The sequence below is a fragment of the Streptomyces sp. NRRL S-1022 genome (genome assembly GCF_000720135.1).
GTDB lineage: Bacteria > Actinomycetota > Actinomycetes > Streptomycetales > Streptomycetaceae > Streptomyces.
The window spans coordinates 262,326-282,966 of sequence record NZ_JOIU01000019.1 but is presented as its reverse complement, the minus strand read 5'-3'; the positions used below and the strand labels follow the sequence as shown (position 1 = coordinate 282,966).

18 protein-coding genes are annotated in these 20,641 nt (G+C 72.8%); 15 read left to right on the top strand and 3 right to left on the bottom strand.

Annotation, left to right across the window (positions count from 1 at the left end; translation table 11 throughout):
• The first annotated feature begins 39 nt into the window (after positions 1-39).
• The 4 genes from gatC to gatB are packed head-to-tail and all read left to right on the top strand — an operon-like array spanning position 40 to position 3,607.
• Positions 40-336: an Asp-tRNA(Asn)/Glu-tRNA(Gln) amidotransferase subunit GatC gene (gene gatC / locus IG05_RS0127150; RefSeq protein ID WP_003973500.1), complete on the top strand. Its 297-nt coding sequence runs from the start codon at positions 40-42 to the stop codon at positions 334-336.
• 5 nt (positions 337-341) lie between these two features.
• Positions 342-1,841: an Asp-tRNA(Asn)/Glu-tRNA(Gln) amidotransferase subunit GatA gene (gatA, locus tag IG05_RS0127145; RefSeq protein WP_030346632.1), complete on the top strand. Its 1,500-nt coding sequence runs from the start codon at positions 342-344 to the stop codon at positions 1,839-1,841.
• Entirely contained in the window at positions 1,838-2,077 is a 240-nt protein-coding gene (locus tag IG05_RS0127140) for a hypothetical protein (RefSeq protein WP_030346630.1), read from the top strand. The genes gatA and IG05_RS0127140 overlap by 4 nt, the downstream gene beginning before the upstream one ends.
• 15 nt (positions 2,078-2,092) lie before the next feature.
• The gene (gene gatB / locus IG05_RS0127135; protein ID WP_030346629.1) at positions 2,093-3,607 is read left to right on the top strand and encodes an Asp-tRNA(Asn)/Glu-tRNA(Gln) amidotransferase subunit GatB; all 1,515 of its coding nucleotides are present in this window, start codon (positions 2,093-2,095) and stop codon (positions 3,605-3,607) included.
• Positions 3,608-3,659: 52 nt separating this feature from the next.
• Here gatB and IG05_RS0127130 read toward each other — a convergent pair whose 3' ends face one another.
• A complete protein-coding gene (locus tag IG05_RS0127130) occupies positions 3,660-4,451 on the bottom strand; it encodes an SAM-dependent methyltransferase (protein ID WP_030346628.1) in 792 nt (263 codons plus the stop codon).
• 75 nt (positions 4,452-4,526) lie between these two features.
• On the opposite strand from IG05_RS0127130, the gene IG05_RS0127125 reads away from it, so the two are divergent.
• The 6 genes from IG05_RS0127125 to IG05_RS0127100 all read left to right on the top strand — a co-directional run bounded on the left by IG05_RS0127125 (position 4,527) and on the right by IG05_RS0127100 (position 10,093).
• Positions 4,527-4,889 (top strand): hypothetical protein, encoded by a 363-nt coding sequence (locus tag IG05_RS0127125; RefSeq protein WP_030346627.1) that lies wholly within the window; start codon positions 4,527-4,529, stop codon positions 4,887-4,889.
• 96 nt (positions 4,890-4,985) lie between these two features.
• Positions 4,986-5,561, top strand: coding sequence for a GNAT family N-acetyltransferase (locus tag IG05_RS0127120; protein WP_030346625.1), 576 nt, complete (start codon positions 4,986-4,988; stop codon positions 5,559-5,561).
• 35 nt (positions 5,562-5,596) lie between these two features.
• Complete coding sequence (locus IG05_RS0127115) at positions 5,597-6,217, top strand: hypothetical protein (protein ID WP_030346624.1); 621 nt, start codon at positions 5,597-5,599, stop codon at positions 6,215-6,217.
• Positions 6,218-6,412: 195 nt separating this feature from the next.
• A complete protein-coding gene (locus IG05_RS0127110) occupies positions 6,413-6,604 on the top strand; it encodes a hypothetical protein (protein WP_030346623.1) in 192 nt (63 codons plus the stop codon).
• Between the two features lie 188 nt (positions 6,605-6,792).
• Positions 6,793-9,831, top strand: a complete 3,039-nt coding sequence (locus IG05_RS0127105) for a helix-turn-helix transcriptional regulator (RefSeq protein WP_107051427.1) — start codon at positions 6,793-6,795, stop codon at positions 9,829-9,831.
• Between the two features lie 37 nt (positions 9,832-9,868).
• Entirely contained in the window at positions 9,869-10,093 is a 225-nt protein-coding gene (locus tag IG05_RS0127100; protein WP_030346620.1) for a DUF6191 domain-containing protein, read from the top strand.
• 16 nt (positions 10,094-10,109) lie between these two features.
• Here IG05_RS0127100 and IG05_RS0127095 read toward each other — a convergent pair whose 3' ends face one another.
• Both IG05_RS0127095 and IG05_RS0127090 read right to left on the bottom strand, forming a co-directional pair.
• Positions 10,110-11,252 carry a PQQ-dependent sugar dehydrogenase gene (locus IG05_RS0127095; protein WP_030346619.1) on the bottom strand — a complete coding sequence of 381 codons (1,143 nt, stop codon included), beginning with the start codon at positions 11,250-11,252 and terminating at the stop codon, positions 10,110-10,112.
• 132 nt (positions 11,253-11,384) lie between these two features.
• Positions 11,385-12,383 (bottom strand): aldo/keto reductase, encoded by a 999-nt coding sequence (locus tag IG05_RS0127090; protein WP_030346617.1) that lies wholly within the window; start codon positions 12,381-12,383, stop codon positions 11,385-11,387.
• A 75-nt stretch (positions 12,384-12,458) separates the two neighbouring features.
• Between IG05_RS0127090 and IG05_RS0127085 the strand changes: the two genes are divergently transcribed.
• The 5 genes from IG05_RS0127085 to ilvC all read left to right on the top strand — a co-directional run bounded on the left by IG05_RS0127085 (position 12,459) and on the right by ilvC (position 20,601).
• On the top strand, positions 12,459-13,436 hold the full coding sequence (locus IG05_RS0127085; protein ID WP_199808390.1) for a 2-hydroxyacid dehydrogenase: 978 nt from the start codon (positions 12,459-12,461) through the stop codon (positions 13,434-13,436).
• A 386-nt stretch (positions 13,437-13,822) separates the two neighbouring features.
• Complete coding sequence (locus tag IG05_RS0127080) at positions 13,823-16,834, top strand: putative bifunctional diguanylate cyclase/phosphodiesterase (protein ID WP_030346615.1); 3,012 nt, start codon at positions 13,823-13,825, stop codon at positions 16,832-16,834.
• Positions 16,835-17,077: 243 nt separating this feature from the next.
• Positions 17,078-18,928, top strand: coding sequence for an acetolactate synthase large subunit (locus IG05_RS0127075; RefSeq protein ID WP_030346613.1), 1,851 nt, complete (start codon positions 17,078-17,080; stop codon positions 18,926-18,928).
• Between the two features lie 31 nt (positions 18,929-18,959).
• On the top strand, positions 18,960-19,484 hold the full coding sequence (gene ilvN / locus IG05_RS0127070; RefSeq protein ID WP_030346612.1) for an acetolactate synthase small subunit: 525 nt from the start codon (positions 18,960-18,962) through the stop codon (positions 19,482-19,484).
• 118 nt (positions 19,485-19,602) lie between these two features.
• Positions 19,603-20,601 (top strand): ketol-acid reductoisomerase, encoded by a 999-nt coding sequence (gene ilvC / locus IG05_RS0127065; RefSeq protein ID WP_030346611.1) that lies wholly within the window; start codon positions 19,603-19,605, stop codon positions 20,599-20,601.
• Positions 20,602-20,641: the final 40 nt, after the last annotated feature.

Here is a 20,641-nt window from a genome sequence, read left to right as displayed (position 1 = left end):
TGGGCCAAACCACACACACTCACCCCAGAGGATCGCTGCATGCCTGGCATCACGCGCGAGGAGGTCGCCCACCTCGCCCGGCTGGCGCGTCTGGAGCTGAAGCCCGAAGAGCTTGAACACTTCGCCGGCCAGCTGGACGACATCATCGGCGCGGTGGCCCGCGTCAGCGAGGTCGCCGACCAAGACGTACCGCCGACCTCGCACCCGCTCCCGCTGACGAACGTCATGCGGCCGGACGAGGTCCGTCCCTCGCTCACCCCCGAGCAGGCGCTCTCCGGCGCCCCGGCCCAGGAGCAGCAGCGTTTCAAGGTGCCGCAGATCCTGGGGGAGGAGTGACCACCATGACGGAGCACGCCATCATCAAGCTCACCGCGGCCGAGACCGCCGCGAAGATCGCCTCCGGCGAACTGACGGCGGTCGAGGTCACCGAGGCCCATCTCGCGCGGATCGAGGCGGTGGACGAGAAGGTGCACGCCTTCCTCCACGTCGACCGCGAGGGCGCCCTCGCCCAGGCCCGTGCCGTGGACGAGAAGCGGGCGCGCGGCGAGAAGCTCGGCCCGCTGGCCGGCGTCCCGCTCGCGCTCAAGGACATCTTCACCACCGAGGGCGTGCCCACGACCGTCGGCTCGAAGATCCTGGAGGGCTGGATCCCGCCGTACGACGCGACGCTCACCAAGCGACTGAAGGCCGCCGACGTGGTCATCCTCGGCAAGACCAACATGGACGAGTTCGCCATGGGGTCCTCCACCGAGAACAGCGCCTACGGCCCGACCGGCAACCCCTGGGACCTCACCAGGATCCCCGGCGGCTCCGGCGGCGGCTCCTCCGCCGCGCTCGCCTCCTTCCAGGCGCCCCTCGCCATCGGTACCGACACCGGCGGCTCCATCCGCCAGCCCGCCGCCGTCACCGGCACGGTCGGGGTGAAGCCGACGTACGGCGCGGTCTCCCGCTACGGCATGGTCGCCTTCTCCAGCTCCCTCGACCAGGGCGGCCCCTGCGCCCGCACGGTCCTGGACGCGGCCCTGCTGCACGAGGTCATCGCCGGGCACGACCCGCTCGACTCCACGTCCATCGACGCCCCGGTCCCGCCGGTCGTCGAGGCCGCCCGCAACGGCAGCGTCGAGGGCATGCGCGTCGGCGTGGTCAAGCAGTTCCGCGGCGAGGGCTACCAGGCCGGCGTCATCCAGCGCTTCGACGAGTCCGTCGAGCTGCTGAAGGGGCTGGGCGCCGAGATCGTCGAGCTGGACTGCCCGTCCTTCGACCTCGCCCTGTCGGCGTACTACCTGATCGCCCCGTCCGAGTGCTCCTCCAACCTCGCCCGCTTCGACGGCCTGCGCTACGGCCTGCGGACCGGCGACGACGGCACGCACTCCGCCGAGGAGGTCACCTCCCTCACCCGCGAGGCCGGCTTCGGCCCCGAGGTCAAGCGCCGCATCATGCTCGGCACGTACGCCCTGTCGAGCGGCTACTACGACGCCTACTACGGCAGCGCCCAGAAGGTCCGCACGCTGATCAAGCAGGACTTCGACAAGGCCTTCGCGCAGGTCGACGTGATCGTCTCCCCGACGACCCCGACCACCGCCTTCGCGATCGGCGAGCGCGCCGACGACCCGATGGCGATGTACCTCGCGGACCTGTGCACCATCCCGACCAACCTGGCGGGCAACGCGGCCATGTCCCTGCCCTGCGGTCTCGCCCCGGAGGACAACCTCCCGGTGGGCCTGCAGATCATCGCCCCGGTGATGAAGGACGACCGGCTGTACAAGGTGGGCGCCGCCGTCGAGGCCGCCTTCGTGGAAAAGTGGGGTCACCCGCTGCTGGAGGAGGCACCGTCGCTGTGAGCGCACTGACCAAGGCCAAGGGCTTCAAGAAGTCCAGGTCCGGTACGTACCTGTCCATGGCCGCCACCGCGTTCGGCGCGGTCGGCGCCGCCAAGCAGATCAAGAAGGCGCGGGCCGAGAACGACACGCTGCGGCTCGTCGACGCCGTCGTCACCGCGGCCGGCATCGTCACCGGCCTCGCCATCCTCTACCGCGAGCTGAAGCGGCTGGGCGACGACGACGTCCTGCTGGGCTGAGAGGGAAGTTTCACCGTGACCACCACGACCGACCTGGTGTCGTACGAGGACGCGCTGGCGTCGTACGACCCCGTCATGGGCCTTGAGGTCCATGTCGAACTCGGCACCAAGACGAAGATGTTCTGCGGCTGCTCGACAGCCCTCGGTGCCGACCCGAACAGCCAGACCTGCCCGGTCTGCCTCGGCCTGCCCGGCGCGCTCCCGGTCGTCAACGCGACCGGCGTCGAGTCCGCGATCAAGATCGGCCTCTCGCTGAACTGCGAGATCGCCGAGTGGTGCCGCTTCGCCCGGAAGAACTACTTCTATCCGGACATGCCGAAGAACTTCCAGACCTCCCAGTACGACGAGCCGATCGCCTTCAACGGCTACCTCGACGTGCAGCTGGAGGACGGCGAGGTCTTCCGCGTGGAGATCGAGCGCGCCCACATGGAGGAGGACACCGGCAAGTCGACGCACGTCGGCGGTGCCACCGGCCGTATCCACGGCGCGTCCCACTCCCTGCTGGACTACAACCGCGCCGGCATCCCGCTGATCGAGATCGTCACCAAGCCGATCGTGGGCGCCGGCGAGCGCGCCCCCGAGGTGGCGAAGGCGTACGTCCGTGAGCTGCGCGAGCTGATCCGTGCGCTCGGCGTGTCCGAGGCCCGCATGGAGATGGGCCAGATGCGCTGTGACGTGAACCTGTCGCTGATGCCCAAGGGCGCCGACAAGTTCGGTACGCGCTCGGAGACGAAGAACGTCAACTCCCTGCGCTCGGTGGAGCGTGCGGCCCGCTTCGAGATCCAGCGGCACGCGGCCGTCCTCTCCGGCGGCGGCACGATCGTCCAGGAGACCCGCCACTTCCACGAGGACACCGGGTCCACGACCTCGGGCCGCGTGAAGGAGGAGGCCGAGGACTACCGGTACTTCCCGGAGCCCGACCTGGTGCCGGTCGCGCCCGCGCGCGAGTGGGTCGAGGAGATCCGCGCGGCGCTGCCCGAGCTGCCGCTGGCCCGCCGCACCCGGCTGCTGGCCGAGTGGGGCATCTCCGCCACCGACATGCAGGCGATCCTCAACGCCGGTGCCCTGGAGCCGATCGTCGCCACGATCGACGCCGGTGCCGACGCGGCCTCCGCCCGCAAGTGGTGGATGGGCGAACTGGCCCGCAGCGCCAACGAGTCCGGCAAGACGCTGGACGAGCTGGCGATCACCCCGCAGCAGGTGGCCCGGGTCACCGAGCTGGTCGCCAAGGGTGACCTGAACGACAAGCTGGCCCGTCAGGTCATCGAGGGCGTCCTCGCGGGCGAGGGCACCCCGGACGAGGTCGTCGACAAGCGCGGCCTGAAGGTCGTCTCCGACGAGGGCGCGCTGACCGCCGCCGTCGAGGAGGCCATCGCCGGCAACCCGGGTGTCGCGGACAAGATCCGCGGTGGCAAGGTGGCCGCGGCCGGTGCCCTGGTCGGCGCGGTCATGAAGGCCACCCGCGGCCAGGCCGACGCGGCCCGCGTCAAGGAGCTGATCCTGGAGAAGCTGGGCGTCAGCGAGGGCTGAGCCCCGAGCACGGCCGTACGGCCCCGGAGGGTATCCCTCCGGGGCCGTACCGCTATCTGCGGCCCACCACCCGGGTGAACCCGAGCAGCCGCCCGCGGTCGGCGTTCAGCAGGTCCACCGAGTCGCGGGCCAGCCCGGCCATGAACTCGCTCGGGCTCTCCTCGGCGCACACCTCGCTCCACAGCAGCCAGTCCCGCCAGCCGTCCGGGAGCCAGTCGGCGGCCTCGACGGTCACGGCACCCGTGCGGGTCCAGTTCCGGTGCCACCAGCCGGGGGAGTGGAACGCCCAGAACCCCGGATCCCAGTGGTCCGCGAGGTGCGCCGGCGGTTCGGCCCCCTCGATCTCCTCCCGCACCGACGGCACCACCACCCCGATCCGGCCGCCGGGCTTCAGCAGCCGGGTCAGCGTGGGCAGGTAGAGGTCGGTGGTGCCGAAGTACTGGTAGGCGTCGACGGACACGATGGCGTCGAACGAGCCTTCGGCGAACGGCAGCTCGTGCGCCTCCGCGAGGACGGGCAGCACCCGGTCGGCCACGCCCGCCTCGGCGATGCGCACGGCGTTCTCCCCGGGCTTCACCCACAGGTCGGCGGCAACGACCTGGGCGCCGTACTCCCTGGCCAGGAAGACGGAGGTCATCGCGCGTCCGCAGCCGAGGTCGAGCACCCGCGCCCCGGGCGGCAGCCGGTCCAGGCCGAGCGCGGGCGCCAGCCATTCCAGCAGCCACAGCGCGTGCGGGCCCATCTGGTTCTCGATGGTCCAGCGGACGTCATAGGTGTTGCTGCGCGGGTAGCGCGGGTGGGTGAGGCGGCGGGCGAGGGCCTCGGAAGTGGCGGAGTCGGTCACGAAGGCCCTGCCTAGCAGGCGAAGGCACCGCCCCGCACCAGGTTTTCCCTCCCGGGGGCGGTACGCTCGCCCGCCATGAGTGGACGCACCGATTCCGACACCGAGCCCGTGATAGCCGAGGACACCCACGACACCGAAGGCACCGAGGGCGCTGAAGACACCGAGGCCGGCGAGGCTGCCGAGGAGTACGCCGGGGACGCCCGGCGGGCCCGGTGGGTCGCCGGCGGCACCGGAGCGCTCCTGTGCCTCGCGGGGCTCGCCGCCGCCCTGCTGCGGCTCACCGGTTCCGCGCCGGCCGGCGTCCCCGCCGCCTACGCCCTCGGTGCCGTCGTCTGCGCCCTCGCGGCGGTGCTCGGCTCCCGGGGCCGCACCCGCAGGGCCCTGTGGCTGCTGATCGCCGGGACGATGGTCATGGCGCTCGGAGACCAGTTCGACTGACGTCCCGCCCGCCCCCCGGGTCCCGGGCCGCGCGTGAGAGGCTCGGCCGGGTCCCGGAGGACGAACCGGACGGACTGCGGAAGGAAGAACGGCACGATGTACGCGACATCGCTCGGTGAGGACGGAGCCGAACTGCGGCCCCTGGAGGTCTGGCACGCCGCCGAACTGCTGGCGAACATAGACCGGGGCCGGGAGTTCATCGGCCGGCACATCGGCCTGGCGGACGTGGTCCGCGACCTCGACGGCGCCCGCGGCTGGCTGAGGTCGTACGCCGACAAGCGCGGTGCCGACGCCGGCAGCGTGCACGGCATCTGGCTGGACGGCCGGCTCGTCGGCGGACTGCTGTTCCGCGTCTGGGACACCCCGAGCGGGGTCTGCGAGGCCGGCTGCTGGCTGGAGCCGGCCGCGGCCGGGCGCGGACTGGTCACGCGCGGCATGCGGGTGCTGCTCGACTGGGCCTTCGAGGAGCGCGGCATGCACCGGGTGGAGTGGTACGCCTCCGCGGCCAACGAGCCGAGCCTCAATGTGGCCCGGCGGCTCGGCATGACCCGCGAGGGCGTCCTCCGGGAGAACTACCCGCACCGGGGGGTGCGCGCCAGCACCGAGATCTGGGCCCTGCTGCGGCCCGAGTGGCGCGCGGACCGCGCGCGGACCGCGCACGACGATCATTAAGAGACCTCTCAGACAGCGTCCGTACGGTGCCGGGCATGGCAACGAAGACAACGGAAGGCGCCGGCACCGAGGCGCGCGAGGACGACGAGACGACGGCGGCGGTCGACGCCCGGGACGGCCGTGCCGGGCGGGAGACCGCCGAGGAGCAGGCCCCGGACCTCGACGAGGCCCCCGCGGCGCACGGCGAGGCCCCCGCGGAAGCCGCGGGCGACGGGCACGGCGAGGACGGCGATGCGACGGAAGCCGCCGGCGGGAAGGTGTCCTCCGGGGTCGGCCAGGGTGCCGGTGCCGTCGTCTCCGCCGCGCTGGGCCTGGTCTCGCTCAGCGGCGGCTGGATCGGCACCGTCGCCTCCGCGCGCGAGCAGCTCGTCGGCCAGCTCCGGACGTCCTCCACGGCGAGCGTCGCCCGGCAGATCAAGGAGGTGTACGGCGACGCCTGGCACACCACCGCCCTGTGGGCCGGCCTGTTCGCGCTGGCCGCGCTGGTCACCGGCGTGGTCGTGCTGGCCAGGCCCGCGTTCGGCGCCCCGGGCCGCCCGCAGGCCCCCTGGATCAGGTCGGTGGCCTGGGCGGGTGTCTCGCTCGGTGTCATCGGGCTGCTCCTGGCCGTCCTGAAGTACTCCGACGCCCTGCTCGGCCTGCCCTCGGCCGGCTGAGAAACCCGCAGGCCGGCAGGGGCCTTAGGGAGTCCGCACGCACCTTACGGACCTCCTGAGGCCCCTTACGCGCGCGTGCGGCCCGCCGGCCGCGCGAAGATGCGGAACTCTCCCGATGTGGCGGACCCCCCTGGGAGACGAAGGTGGAGGCATCGCAGAAAGCGAGCACCACCCCGACTCTCCGAAGGATCCGCCGTGTACCAGCTCGAACTCCACCAGATCCGCTCCGCCGAACTGCGCCGCACGGCCCAGCAGGAGCGCCTGGCCCGCGAGGCCGTCCGCGTCCGTCGCGCCGCCCGCCGGGCCGCGTCCGCCGGCCACGGGACACCGGCCGCCGAGTCGCATACCGACCGGCCCCGCCGGCACCGGCTGCCGCGCACCGCGTGACGGCGGGGGCGCGCAGCGGCCGGACGGGGGTCGGCCGCTCGCGGTCCCAGGGTCGTACGGCTCTCCCGAGGAGCCGTACGGCCCTTCCGGCCGAGGGCACCTCGCTCCCGGTGCCCCTCCCGGCCACCGGTACGACCATCACACGGGGACTGTGGAAAACCGGTGCCGGGCCGTCCCGGCCTCGTGCGATGCTCGGGCCCGTGGAGACCAGGTCCGTCAGTCCCGTGTTCGTCGGCCGCACCGACGAGCTGGACACGCTGAACGACGCGCTCGCCCGTGCCGCCGCGGCCGAGCCGCAGGCGCTGCTGCTCGGCGGCGAGGCGGGCGTCGGCAAGACCCGCCTCGTGGAGGAGTTCGCCACGGCCGCGACCGGGCGCACGGCCGTCGTCGCCGTCGGCGGCTGCGTGGAGATCGGCGCCGACGGCCTGCCGTTCGCCCCCTTCTCCACCGCGCTGCGCGCCCTGCGTGACGCCCTGCCCGAGGAGTTCGCCGCCGCCGCGGCCGGCCAGGAGGAGGAACTCGCCCGGCTGCTGCCCGACCTCGGCGAGGCCGGCGCCGGCCGCCACGACGAACAGGGCATGGCCCGCCTGTTCGAACTCACCGCCCGGCTGCTGGAGCGGGTCGCCGCCGAACACACCGTCGTGCTCGTCCTGGAGGACCTGCACTGGTCCGACGCCTCCACCCGCCACCTCCTCGCCTACCTCTTCCGCACCCTGCGCGCCGGCCGTCTCCTGGTCCTGGCCACCTACCGCTCCGACGACATCCACCGCCGCCACCCGCTGCGTCCCCTGCTCGCCGAACTGGACCGGCTGCGCACCGTCCGCCGCCTCGAACTCGCCCGCTTCACCCGCGACGAGGCCTGCCGCCAGATCGCGGGCATCCTCGCGGCCGAACCGGACCCCGCCCAGGTGGACGAGATCTACGAACGCTCGGACGGCAACGCCTTCTTCATCGAGGAACTCGCCGTCGCCGCCGCCGAGGGCAACCACACCGGGCTCACCGACTCCCTGCGCGACCTGCTGCTGGTCCGGGTCGAGGCACTGCCCGAGAGCGCCCAGCGGGTCGCCCGCATCGTCGCCGAGGGCGGCTCCACCGTGGAGTACCGGCTCATCGCCGCCGTGGCCCGGTTCACCGAGGACGACCTCATCGAGGCGCTGCGGGCCGCCGTCGGCGCCAACCTCCTCACCGTCACCCGGGCCGGCGACGGCTACCGGTTCCGGCACTCCCTGGTCCGCGAGGCCGTCGCCGACGACCTGCTGCCCGGCGAACGCTCCCGGCTCAACCGCCGCTACGCCGAGGCCCTGGAGGCCGACCCGGCCCTCGTCCCCGCCGACGCCCGCGTGATGCGCCTGGCCAGCTACTGGTACCACGCCCACGACGCCGCCAAGGCTCTGCCCGCCGTCCTGGCCGCCGCGGTCGCCGCCCGCCGCCGGCACGCCTACACCGAGCAACTCGGCCTGCTGGAGCGGGCGATGGAGCTGTGGGACGACGCCCCGCACGAGGTGCGCTCCGCGCTGCGCCCGGTCGACTACACCGAGGTCTACCCGCCGTGCGGCTGCGACCCGGCCACCACCCCGCTGCGCTACCTCGACCTGATGGCCGAGGCCGCCGTGGCCGGCCGCTTCGGCGGCGAACGCGAACGCGCCCTGAAGATCACCAAGCGCGCCCTGCGCCTCCTGGAGGAGGATCCGGACCCCCTGCGCGCCGCCTGGTTCTGGGTGCAGCGCTCCCGGCTCGTCCAGGCCCTGGCCCGCGGCGACGGCTGGCCGGAGCTGAGCACCGCCCAGGACCTGGTGCGCGGCCTGCCGCCGTCCGAGGTGCACGCCGAGGTGCTGGCGGTCGCCGCCAACTGGTCCATGCAGCGCCGGCCGGGACCCGAGGCGCTCGCCGCCGCCGAGCGGGCGGTGGAGTACGCGCGGATGGTGGGCGCCCGCGAGACCGAACAGCACGCCCGCCTCACGCTGGGCGGCCTGATCGTGGAGTCCGGCGACCCGGAGGCCGGACTCGCGCAGATGCACCAGGTGCTGCGGGAGACCCGCGCCGAGGGCATCCACCATGTCGAGGGCCGCGCCTACGTGAACCTGCCGTCCGCGCTGCAGAGCGTCGGCCGGGACCGGGAGGCCCTCCCGCTGCTGCGCGAGGGCATCGAGGCCTGCCGCGGGTACGGGCTGCTGGACTCCGGCGCCTGGGCGTGGGGCAACCTCTCCGAGGCGCTGTACTCGCTCGGCCAGTGGGAGGAGGCCGCCGAGGCCGCCGCGCAGGCCATCCGGATCGGCCACAGCGCCAAGCCCCGCGGCGCCGGCGCCGTGCGCATGGCCCACCTCGCGCTGGCCCGCGGCGACCTCGCCGAGGCCGGCCGGCAACTCGCCGCCGCCCGCACCTGGTACGGCACGCACGACCCGATGCCCCAGCAGCTGCTGCCCCTGGCCCGCATCACCCTCGGGGTCGCCGCCGCCGACGGCCGGATCGCCGACGCCCGCGCCGCACTGCTCCCGGCCCTGGACGCAGGCTTCCCGCCCGGCACCCACCGCTACGGCTGGCCGCTGCTGCTGGCCGCCGCCACCGCCGAGGCCGACGCCCGCACCCTGCCCGCCGCCCGGCCCGGCCGCGCCGAGATCCTCGACCGTCTCTCGGCCGCCGTACGGACCCTCACCACCGGCGTCCCGCTCTGGCACGCCTACGGCCAGTGGACCCGCGCCGAACTGCTGCGCGCGGAGGGCCGGGACACCGCCGGCACCTGGTCCCCGGTCGTCACCGCCTTCGAGTGCCTGGACCGGCCCTACGACCTCGCCCGGGTCCGTCACCGGCTGGCCGGTGCGCTGCTGGCCGAGGGCGGCGACGACGAGCGCGACCGCGCGGCGGAGCTGCTCCGGCTGGCCGCGGCGGTCGCCGCCCACCTGGGCGCCCGCCCCCTCGCCGACGCCGTCGCCCGGCTCGCCCAGCGCGCCCGCCTCACCCTGAACCGCGCGGCCCGGCAGGCCCCCGCCGACCCGGCCGCGGCGCTCGGCCTCACCAGCCGGGAACGGGACGTCCTCGGCCTGGTCTCGGCCGGCCGCACCAACCGCCAGATAGCCGAGGAGCTGTTCATCTCCCCGAAGACCGCGAGCGTCCACGTCTCCAACATCCTGAGCAAGCTCGGCGTCTCGGGCCGGGGCGAGGCGGCGGCGGTGGCCCACCGGCTGGGACTGTTCACGGCCGGGACGCTCGCTGCCGAAACACCGGGCTGAGACCTACGCTGAAGAAAACCGGCAGTGAGGGGGAGCCGTGTTCAACGCGTTCGAGGAACTGTTCGCACCCGGCCGCAAACACACCAGGGACGAACAGAAACGACAGGAACTGACCCGCGAGGACGTGGGCGACAACGACCCCGGCCGCGGCCCGATAGACCTCGCCTCCGGCAAGGCGGTGATACGCCTGGCGGCCCCGGCCGGCCCGGAAGACGGCCGGACCGGCCCGGAGGAACGGCCCGCCGACCCGGAACCGGAGTGAGCCGGAGCGGCCGGGGCTACCGCACCCGCAGCTCCAGCACCCGGTCGTCCCCCTTCCGCGGGTGGCCCCGGCCGTCCGTGTTGCTCGTCACCAGCCAGAGCCTGTCGCCGCCCGCCGCGACGACCGTACGCAGGCGGCCGTAGGCGCCGGTGAGGAACGCCTGCGGGGCGGCCGAGGCCGACGTGCCGTTCAACGGGACGCGCCACAGCCGCTCGCCCTTCAGGCCGGCCATCCAGATCACGCCGCGCACGCAGGCGATGCCGCTGGGGGAGGCGTCGTCGGTGGGCCACTGGGCCACCGGGTTCTGGAACGAGGGGTCGGAGGACCTGCCCTCGGCCCGCGGCCAGCCGTAGTTCCCGCCCGGCTTGATCGCGTTCAGCTCGTCCCAGGTGTCCTGGCCGAACTCCGAGGCGAACAGCCGCTGCCGGCCGTCCCAGGCCAGGCCCTGCACGTTCCGGTGGCCGTAGGAGTACACCGGCGAGCCGGGGAACGGGTTGCCCGGCGCCGGTTCGCCGTCCGGGGTCAGCCGCAGGATCTTGCCGCCCAGCGACTTCCTGTCCTGCGCCAGCCCCTTCCGCCCGCTCTCGCCGGTGCCGGCGTACAGCATGCCGTCCGGACCGAACGCGATCCGGCCGCCGTTGTGGATGAGGCCTTTCGGGATGCCCTTGAACACCGTGTCCGGAGCGCTCAGTTGCTCACCGGCCGGCTTCCGCTCGTCGTAGCGCATGCGCACGATGCGGTTGTCCGAGGCCGAGGTGAAGTAGGCGTAGACCATGTGGTCCGAGGCATAGCCGGGGGAGAGGGCGATGCCCAGCAGGCCGCCCTCGCCGGCCGGGGAGACCCCGGAGACCGTGCCCAGTACGGTGGTCCGGCCGGTCCTGGTGTCGATCCGGCTGATCGTGCCCTCGTTTCGGGACGACACCAGCAGCCCGCCGCCGGGCAGTGCGGCCAGTCCCCACGGCGTCCTCAGGCCCCCGGCCACCGTGCGCAGCACCCGCACCGAGCCCTCGGCCGGTGGTACGGACTCGGTGGCCCGCGGGGAGGAGGCGCCCGGAGCCGTCCCCTCCGCCGTGCGCCCGGCCCACTCCGGCCGGCCCTGCCCGCCGGAGGAGCAGCCGGCCGTCAGCATCAGGGCGGCCGCGGCCAGCACGGCCGTCACGGCTCCACGTTGCACGATCCTGGTCCCTTCGACGCGGCGGTCCGAACGGCACGCTCTCGCTGTCGCTCTCCTTGTCCAACACCGCCCGGGCCCTCCCGGGTTCCCGGTCCCCGGCAACCGATCGGGGGAACCTCAGTCCCACGACCCCTGCGCGGCCGGCAGCCGGGACACCTCCGCCAGGTCCTGCGCGGTCAGCCGCAGCCCGGCGGCCGCCGCGTTCTGCGCCGCCCAGCGCTCCCGTTTGGTGCCCGGCAGCGCGACCACATGACGGCCCTGCGCCAGCACCCAGGCCAGCGCCACCTGGGCCGGGGTGACCTCCTCGCCGTGCCGGCGGGCGATGCGCCGCAGGCCCGCGACGATCGGCTGGTTGGCCGCCATCATCTCCGCGGTGAACCGGGGATGCCGGGCGCGCACGTCGTCCGGTTCGAAGCCTTCGCCCGGCGTCAGCGTGCCGGTCAGGAAACCGTTGCCCAGCGGCATCGCCGCCAGGAAGCCCACCCCGCGCGCCTCGCACCACGGCAGCAGCGCCCGCAGCGCCTCCGGCGACCACACCGACAGCTCCGCCTGCACCGCGCTCACCGGGAACACCTGCTGGACCCGCTGCAACTGGCGCAGCGTCGCGTCGTACAGGCCGGTGCCGGTGCGGCGCCCGCCGCGCGCCCCCACCGCGCACAGACCCAGCGCCCGCACCTTCCCGGCCCGCACCAGGTCCGCCATCGCGCCCCAGGTCTCCTCGACGGGCACCTCCGGGTCGGCCCGGTGCAGCTGGTACAGGTCGATCACGTCCGTCTGCAGCCGCCGCAGCGAGGCGTCGCACGCCCGCCGCACATAGCCGGGGCGGCCGTTGGCCACGATGTGCTGCTCGCCCACCAGCAGCCCCACCTTCGTGGACACGAAGGCGTCCCGGCGCCGCTCCTTCAGTACCCGGCCCAGCAGCAGCTCGTTGGTGAACGGGCCGTACATGTCGGCGGTGTCCAGGAGGTCGGAGCCCAGGTCCAGCGCCCGGTGCACGGTTCTGAGCGACTCGTCACCCCGCTGCCGCGATCCGCTGTACGCCCAGCTCATCGGCATGCACCCGAGTCCGACGGCCCCCACCGCGAGTCCCCCCGCGCCGATCGTCCTGCGCTCCACCTGCTCGTGAACCTCCCTCTGCCCGGCCCCCAACCTAACCTCTGCACGGGCGCGTACCTGACATAGCCTCCCGGCATGACTTCACAGGTGTGGCTTCCCATTCCGCCCGAGGAGATCGAGGGGCTGCCCGCGGGGCCCCGGTACCTGTTCTGGGACGGCGGCGACGACGGTGACCAGCCGTTTCCCGGCGACCCCGCGGAGTGCGCCGTGTACGTCGTGCCGTACATGAAGCGGCTGTCGGTCAGGGTCGGTCCGCTGGAGCACCTGACGAACGTCCGGGTGATCCAGACGCTCACCGCGGGCGTCGACGACATCACCGACCGGCTGTCGGTGATCCCGCCGGGCGTGCGGCTGTGCAACGCGCGCGGGGTGCACGAGACGAGCACGGCCGAGCTGGCGCTCACGCTGACCCTCGCCGCGCTGCGCGGCATCCCCGAGTTCGTCCGTGCCCAGCAGGAGGAGCGCTGGGTGGGCGGTTTCCAACCGGCCCTCGCCGACAAGAACGTGCTGATCGTCGGTTACGGCGCGATCGGTGCCGCCATCGAGGACCGGCTCGCACCCTTCGAGGTGGCGCGGGTGGCGCGCATCGCGCGCTCCCAGCGCACCACGGCGCGCGGTCTTGTGCACCCGATCACCGATGTGCTCTCACTGCTCCCCGAGGCGGACGTCGTGATCCTCTGCACCCCGCTCACGGACACCACCAGGGGCCTCGTCGACGCCGGCTTCCTGGGCCGGATGAAGGACGGCGCGCTGCTCGTGAACGTCGCGCGCGGAGCCGTCGTGGACACCGAGGCGCTCCTCGCCGAGCTGGAGCGGGGGCGGATCAAGGCCGCCCTGGACGTCACGGATCCCGAGCCGCTGCCCCCCGGCCATCCCCTGTGGCAGGCGCCGGGAGTGCTGATCAGCCCGCATGTCGGCGGCCCGTCGTCGGCCTTCCTGCCCCGTGCCAAACGACTCGTCGTGGACCAGTTGACCCGGTACGTGAACCAGGAGCCGCTGCGCAACGTGATCCTTACGACCGGGCAAGGAACGGCGGGAGATACCGGGCGCTGACCCCGCTTCCGGCACCCTCCGCAACCTTCCGGACGCGGCCCGTGCCCGCGCTCCCGGTGATCGTCACGGAGCGTAGAGACGCTATGTCCCTGAGTGACGATCCTGGTGTATCGTCCCGACAGGGGCTGCGCCGCTGACCGTTCGGCGCCGGGGATGGACATTTCAGATTTGTGAGGGGGGCGACGGGCGATGCACGGCCTATGGACGAACGATCCGACGCGGCGGAGCCGCCGGCGGCGACCCTGGCGCACGGCCGCGCGCAGACGCGGTCATCACACCAGTCACCACAGCCATCACCAGCGCAGGCACAGCGGCCGCCGCAGGCATGCGCACCCAGCGCACCGGGACCGTCGGGCCCCGGGAGCGGCGCAGACCGGGAGGCCCCGGTGAGCGCCCCGCCCTCCGCGACGACCACCCTCGACGGTGCGGTGCGCGCACCGCACCCGCACGAGGCGCCACCGCCTCGCCGCCGGATCGGCACCGACGGCAACCGGCTGCTGGAGCAGCTCGTCCTCGCCCTGATCTGCGCGGCCTACGCCGGCGGAGCCGCGTTCGACTGGGGCACGAACGAAGTCGCGCTCATCATGGGCGACTTCGGCCTGAGCGCCGCGGCCGGCACCGCCGCCGTCTCCTGCTTCCTGTACGCCCGCAGCCGGCGCGTGCGCTTCCGCTCGGCCTGGCTGCTGTTCGCCCTCTCCTCGACCATGGCCGCGCTGGGCAACGCGGTCTGGGGATGGTACGAGGTGGTGCTGGGCCAGGCCGTGCCCAGCCCCAGCTACGCCGACCTGTTCTTCCTGTGCTTCGCGCCGCCCGCCATCGTGGGCCTGCTGGTGCTGGCCAAGCGGCCGGTGACGCGGGCCGGCTGGATCTGCCTGGGCCTGGACGCCTGGCTGATCGGCGGCTCGCTGCTCACCCTGTCCTGGAGCCTGGCGCTCGCCCAGGCGGCCCGGATCGACGGCTCCAACGTGGCGCACGCCGCGCTGTCGCTGGCGTACCCGCTGCTCGACATCGCGCTCGTCAGCATGGTCCTCGCGCTGCACTTCCGCCGCGCCCCGGGCAACCGCACCGCGGTGAACACCGCGATCGGCGCGCTCGCGCTGACCGTGATGTGCGACGCGCTGTTCACCTCGCCGCTGCTGCACAGCAGCTACCGCTCCGGGCAGCTGCTGGACGCGGGCTGGTTCGCCGGCTCGCTGCTGCTCGCCTACGCCCCCTGGGCCGCCCCCCGGCGCGGGAGCGCGCGGCAGGCCCGCGCGGCGGACGGGCACACGCGCGTGGTCCACGAGCACGTGCCGGGCCACCGCGGCGTGGGCCACCACCCGCCGCTGCCGCCCGCACCCGGCGGCGAGCACAGCCGGTACCCGGCCGGCCGGCCGCTCACCGGCTCGCTCGCCGCCCTCACCCCGTACCTCGCCGCGGCCGTGTGCACCCTGGGCATCCTGTACAACGTCCTCAACGGGCGCAGGCCCGACCACGTGGTGCTGATCACCGCGGGCGCCGTGGTGCTGGCGCTCGTCATGCGGCAGGGCATCATGCTGCTGGACAACATCACCCTCACCCAGGAACTGGCCCAGGCGGAGAACCACTTCCGGTCCCTGGTGCAGGGCTCCAGCGACGTCATCATGATCGCCGCGCCGAACGGCATCCTGCGGTACGTCTCCCCGGCCGCCGCCGGGGTGTACGGCCGGCCCGCCGAGGACCTGGTGGGCACCGAGCTGGCCGGGCTCATCCACCCGGAGGACCTGGGCTGCGTGGTGCACGAGGTGCGCCGCTTCCTCGCCGCCAGCCCGCTGGAGGAGCCCACCACCCGCATCGAGTGCAGGTTCCGCTCCGGCGACGGCGGCTGGCTCAACGTCGAGTCGACCGTCAACCGGCACCACGGCGGGCTGATCTTCAACAGCCGGGACGTCACCGAGAGAGTGCGCCTCCAGGCGCAGTTGCAGCACAACGCCGAGCACGACCCGCTGACCGACCTGCCCAACCGCGCGCTGTTCACCAAGCGCGTGCAGCAGGCCCTGTCCGGCCGCCGGGCCACCGACCGGGGCGCCGCCCTGCGCGGTACGGCGGTGCTCTTCATCGACCTCGACGGCTTCAAGGCCGTCAACGACACCATCGGCCACCAGGCCGGGGACGAGCTGCTCATCCAGGCCGCCCGCAGACTCCAGGACGCGGTCCGGCAGGGCGACACCGCGTCCCGGCTGGGCGGCGACGAGTTCGCGGCCCTGATCGTCGGGGACGGCACCCGCGACCGTGCCGCCCGGGAGCGGAACATCGTGGAGCTCGCCGACCGGCTCAGGGTGACCCTCTCCCAGCCCTACGCCATCGACGGCAACGATGTCCGGGTCAACGCCTCCATCGGCGTCGCCTTCGCCGAACCCGGGCTCGGCGCGGGCGAGTTGCTGCGCAACGCCGACCTGGCGATGTACCGCGCGAAGTCGGCGGGAAAGGGCCGGGTCGAGCTGTACAAGCCGCAGATGCAGCAGGACGTCGTCCGCAAGGCGGAACTGGCCACGCGCCTGCGTTCCGCACTGCACGACGGCGAGTTCGCGCTGCTGCACCAGCCCGTGGTGTGCCTGGAGAACGGCCGGATCACGGCGGTCAGCGCGCAGGCGCGCTGGCGCTCCTCGCAGGGGGTGCTGTTCACGCCCGCCGAGTTCCTGCGGGTGGCCGAGGACGGAGACAAGACCGCCGAGCTGGACCGCTGGATCCTCCAGGAGGCCGTGCAGCAGGCGGCCGAGCGGGCCGCGACCGGGGTCGCCGTACCGGTGGCGGTGCGGATGAGCGCGCGCCGGCTGCTGGACCGCTCGACGCCGCTGGGCTCGGTGGAGGGGCTGCTGACCCGGCACGGGCTGCCGCCCGGGGCGCTGGTCGTCGAGCTGTCCGACACCGATCCGCGGGTCCCGCTGGACGAGCTGGAACGGCGGCTGACCGCACTCAGCCGGCTCGGGGTGCGGATCGCGCTGGACGGCTTCGGCAGCGGCTACGCGGCCATCACGGCGCTCAGGCGGCTGCCCGTGGACATCCTCAAGCTCGACCGCAACCTGGTCGAGGGCGTGGTCGAGTCCGCGCGGCTGCACAAGATCACCAGTGGTCTGCTGCGGATCGCCGGGGACCTCGGGCTCCAGTCGGTCGCCGAGGGCGTGGACCTGCCCGAGCAGGTGGTGGCGCTGCGCGCGATGGGCTGCACCCATGGCCAGGGCATGGCGTTCGCCGGTCCGCTGGACGAGTACCGGCTGCGCCGGGCGCTCGGATCCGGCCACTATCCGGTGCCGCACGCCCCGGCCGAACCGGCCTTCGCGGGGAAGGCGGCGGGGGTGTACACAGGGGGTGTCCCCGCTGTCTTCGGAGGCGGCAGTGCCCTTCGCTCACATTCTGAGACGCCCGTCCCACCCACTTGACACGTGGTGCGTGCCGGGGGGAGGGTCAGTCCCATGCGCACCCGAATTCTCGTACTTGGACAGCGCGTCGGCTGAGCTGGGACCCACCGGAGGGCGATCCGGAATCCCCAGCGACCTCACCGGCGCGCTCCCCTCGCTTGCCTTCCGGCACGAGGGGTTTTTTGTTGCACGAGTGACTTTCGTGCAGTGCTCCCACTCCGCCCGAACCTCGCAAAAACCCTCAGCATCGAGAAGAGAATGCCGATGACCGAGCAGGCCACCGGGGCCCACCATCCGCAGCCGCGGCCCCGTTCCGGAGGACAGCAGTCCGCCCCCGTCGAGCACGTCACGGGTGCGCAGTCCCTCATCCGCTCCCTTGAGGAGGTCGGCGCGGACACGGTATTCGGCATTCCGGGCGGTGCGATCCTGCCGGCCTACGACCCGCTGATGGACTCCACCCGGGTGCGGCACGTCCTGGTCCGGCACGAGCAGGGCGCCGGCCACGCGGCCACCGGCTACGCGCAGGCCACCGGCAAGGTCGGCGTCTGCATGGCGACGAGCGGCCCGGGCGCCACCAACCTGGTGACGCCGATCGCCGACGCGCACATGGACTCGGTGCCGCTGGTCGCGATCACCGGCCAGGTCGCCTCCAAGGCGATCGGCACGGACGCCTTCCAGGAGGCGGACATCGTCGGCATCACCATGCCGATCACCAAGCACAACTTCCTCGTCACCAAGGCCGAGGACATCCCGCGGGTCATCGCGCAGGCGTTCCACATCGCCTCCACCGGCCGCCCCGGCCCGGTCCTGGTGGACATCGCCAAGGACGCCCTCCAGGCGAAGACCACCTTCTCCTGGCCCCCGGTGATGGACCTGCCGGGCTACCGCCCGGTGACCAAGCCGCACGCCAAGCAGATCCGCGAGGCCGCCAAGCTCGTCACCGCCGCCCGGCGGCCCGTCCTCTACGTGGGCGGCGGCGTCCTCAAGGCGCAGGCCACGGCCGAGCTGAAGGTCCTCGCCGAGCTGACCGGCGCGCCGGTCACCACCACCCTGATGGCGCTCGGCGCGTTCCCCGACAGCCACCCGCAGCACCTGGGCATGCCCGGCATGCACGGCAGCGTCGCCGCGGTCACCGCGCTGCAGAAGGCCGACCTGATCGTCGCCCTCGGCGCCCGCTTCGACGACCGCGTCACCGGCAAGCTGGACAGCTTCGCCCCCTACGCCAAGATCGTCCACGCGGACATCGACCCGGCCGAGATCGGCAAGAACCGCGCCGCGGACGTGCCGATCGTCGGCGACGCCCGCGAGGTCATCGCCGACCTGGTGCAGGCCGTGCAGAAGGAGCACAGCGAGGGTCACCAGGGCGACTACAGCGCCTGGTGGAGCGACCTGAACCGGTGGCGCCAGACCTACCCGCTCGGCTACGACCTGCCGAGCGACGGCTCGCTCTCCCCGCAGCAGGTCATCGAGCGCATCGGGCAGCTCGCCCCCGAGGGCACGGTCTTCGCGGCGGGCGTCGGCCAGCACCAGATGTGGGCCGCGCACTTCATCCAGTACGACAAGCCCGCCACCTGGCTCAACTCCGGCGGCGCCGGGACCATGGGCTACGCGGTCCCGGCCGCGATGGGCGCCAAGGCCGGTCAGCCGGGCCGGACGGTCTGGGCGATCGACGGCGACGGCTGCTTCCAGATGACCAATCAGGAACTGACCACCTGCGCCCTGAACAACATCCCGATCAAGGTCGCCGTCATCAACAACGGCGCCCTCGGGATGGTCCGCCAGTGGCAGACCCTGTTCTACAACCAGCGCTACTCCAACACCGTGCTGCACAGCGGCCCGGACGACATCAACCCGCAGGCCAAGGGCACGCGCGTGCCGGACTTCGTGAAGCTGTCCGAGGCGATGGGCTGCGTGGGCCTGCGCTGCGAGCGCCCGGAGGACCTGGACAAGGTCATCGAGGAGGCCAACTCCATCAACGACCGCCCGGTCGTCATCGACTTCATCGTCCACGAGGACGCGATGGTCTGGCCGATGGTCGCCGCCGGGACCTCCAACGACGAGATCATGGCCGCCCGGGACGTCCGCCCCGACTTCGGCGACAACGAAGACGACTGACTTTCAACAGGCAAGGAAGAGCACAAAGACCATGTCCAAGCACACGCTCTCCGTCCTGGTGGAGAACACGCCGGGCATCCTGGCCCGCATCGCCGCCCTGTTCTCCCGGCGCGGCTTCAACATCGACTCGCTCGCGGTCGGCGTCACCGAGCACCCCGACATCTCCCGCATCACCATCGTGGTGGGCGTCGAGGAACTGCCGCTGGAGCAGGTCACCAAGCAGCTCAACAAGCTCGTCAACGTGCTGAAGATCGTCGAGCTGGAGCCCGGCCAGGCCGTACAGCGCGAACTCGTCCTGGTGAAGGTCCGCGCCGACAACGAGACGCGCTCCCAGATCGTGGAGATCGTCCAGCTGTTCCGCGCCAAGACCGTCGACGTCTCCCCGGAGGCCGTGACCATCGAGGCCACCGGTTCCAGCGAGAAGCTGTCCGCCATGCTCAAGATGCTGGAGCCGTACGGCATCAAGGAGCTGGTCCAGTCCGGCACGATCGCGATCGGCCGCGGCGCCCGTTCGATCACGGACCGCTCGCTGCGCGCCCTCGACCGGACAGCGTAAGACTGAGAACGGGCGGCCGGCGACCAACGGCCGCCCGTATGCCGAGACCCCCGAACTTCCTTCCCGCCCGCCGTCATACGGTGGGACGCACCACCTGCACACAAGGAGAGAACCCAAAGTGGCCGAGCTGTTCTACGACGCCGACGCCGACCTGTCCATCATCCAGGGCCGCAAGGTCGCGGTCATCGGCTACGGCAGCCAGGGCCACGCCCACGCCCTGTCGCTGCGTGACTCCGGTGTGGACGTGCGTGTCGGTCTGCACGAGGGCTCGAAGTCCAAGGCGAAGGCCGAGGAGCAGGGCCTGCGCGTGGTGACCCCGGCCGAGGCCGCCGCCGAGGCCGACGTCATCATGATCCTGGTGCCGGACCCGATCCAGGGGCAGGTCTACGAGGAGTCCATCGCCCCGCACCTGAAGGACGGCGACGCGCTGTTCTTCGGCCACGGCTTCAACATCCGCTTCGGCTTCATCAAGCCCCCGGCCGGCGTCGACGTCGCCATGGTCGCCCCGAAGGGCCCGGGCCACCTGGTCCGCCGTCAGTACGAGGAGGGCCGCGGCGTCCCGTGCATCGCCGCCGTCGAGCAGGACGCCTCCGGCAACGCCTTCGCGCTGGCCCTGTCGTACGCCAAGGGCATCGGCGGCACCCGCGCCGGCGTCATCAAGACGACCTTCACCGAGGAGACCGAGACCGACCTCTTCGGCGAGCAGGCCGTGCTGTGCGGTGGTACCGCGGCCCTGGTCAAGGCGGGCTTCGAGACCCTGACCGAGGCCGGCTACCAGCCGGAGATCGCCTACTTCGAGTGCCTGCACGAGCTGAAGCTGATCGTGGACCTCATGTACGAGGGCGGCCTGGAGAAGATGCGCTGGTCGGTCTCCGAGACCGCCGAGTGGGGCGACTACGTCACCGGCCCGCGGATCATCACGGACGCCACCAAGGCCGAGATGAAGAAGGTCCTCGCCGAGATCCAGGACGGCACCTTCGCCCGGAACTGGATGGACGAGTACCACGGCGGTCTGAAGAAGTACAACGAGTACAAGCAGCAGGACTCCGAGCACCTGCTGGAGACCACCGGCAAGCAGCTGCGCAAGCTGATGTCGTGGGTCGACGAGGAGGCGTAAGCCTGTCGACAGGGGCCGGGGCGGACCGCTCCGGCCTCTG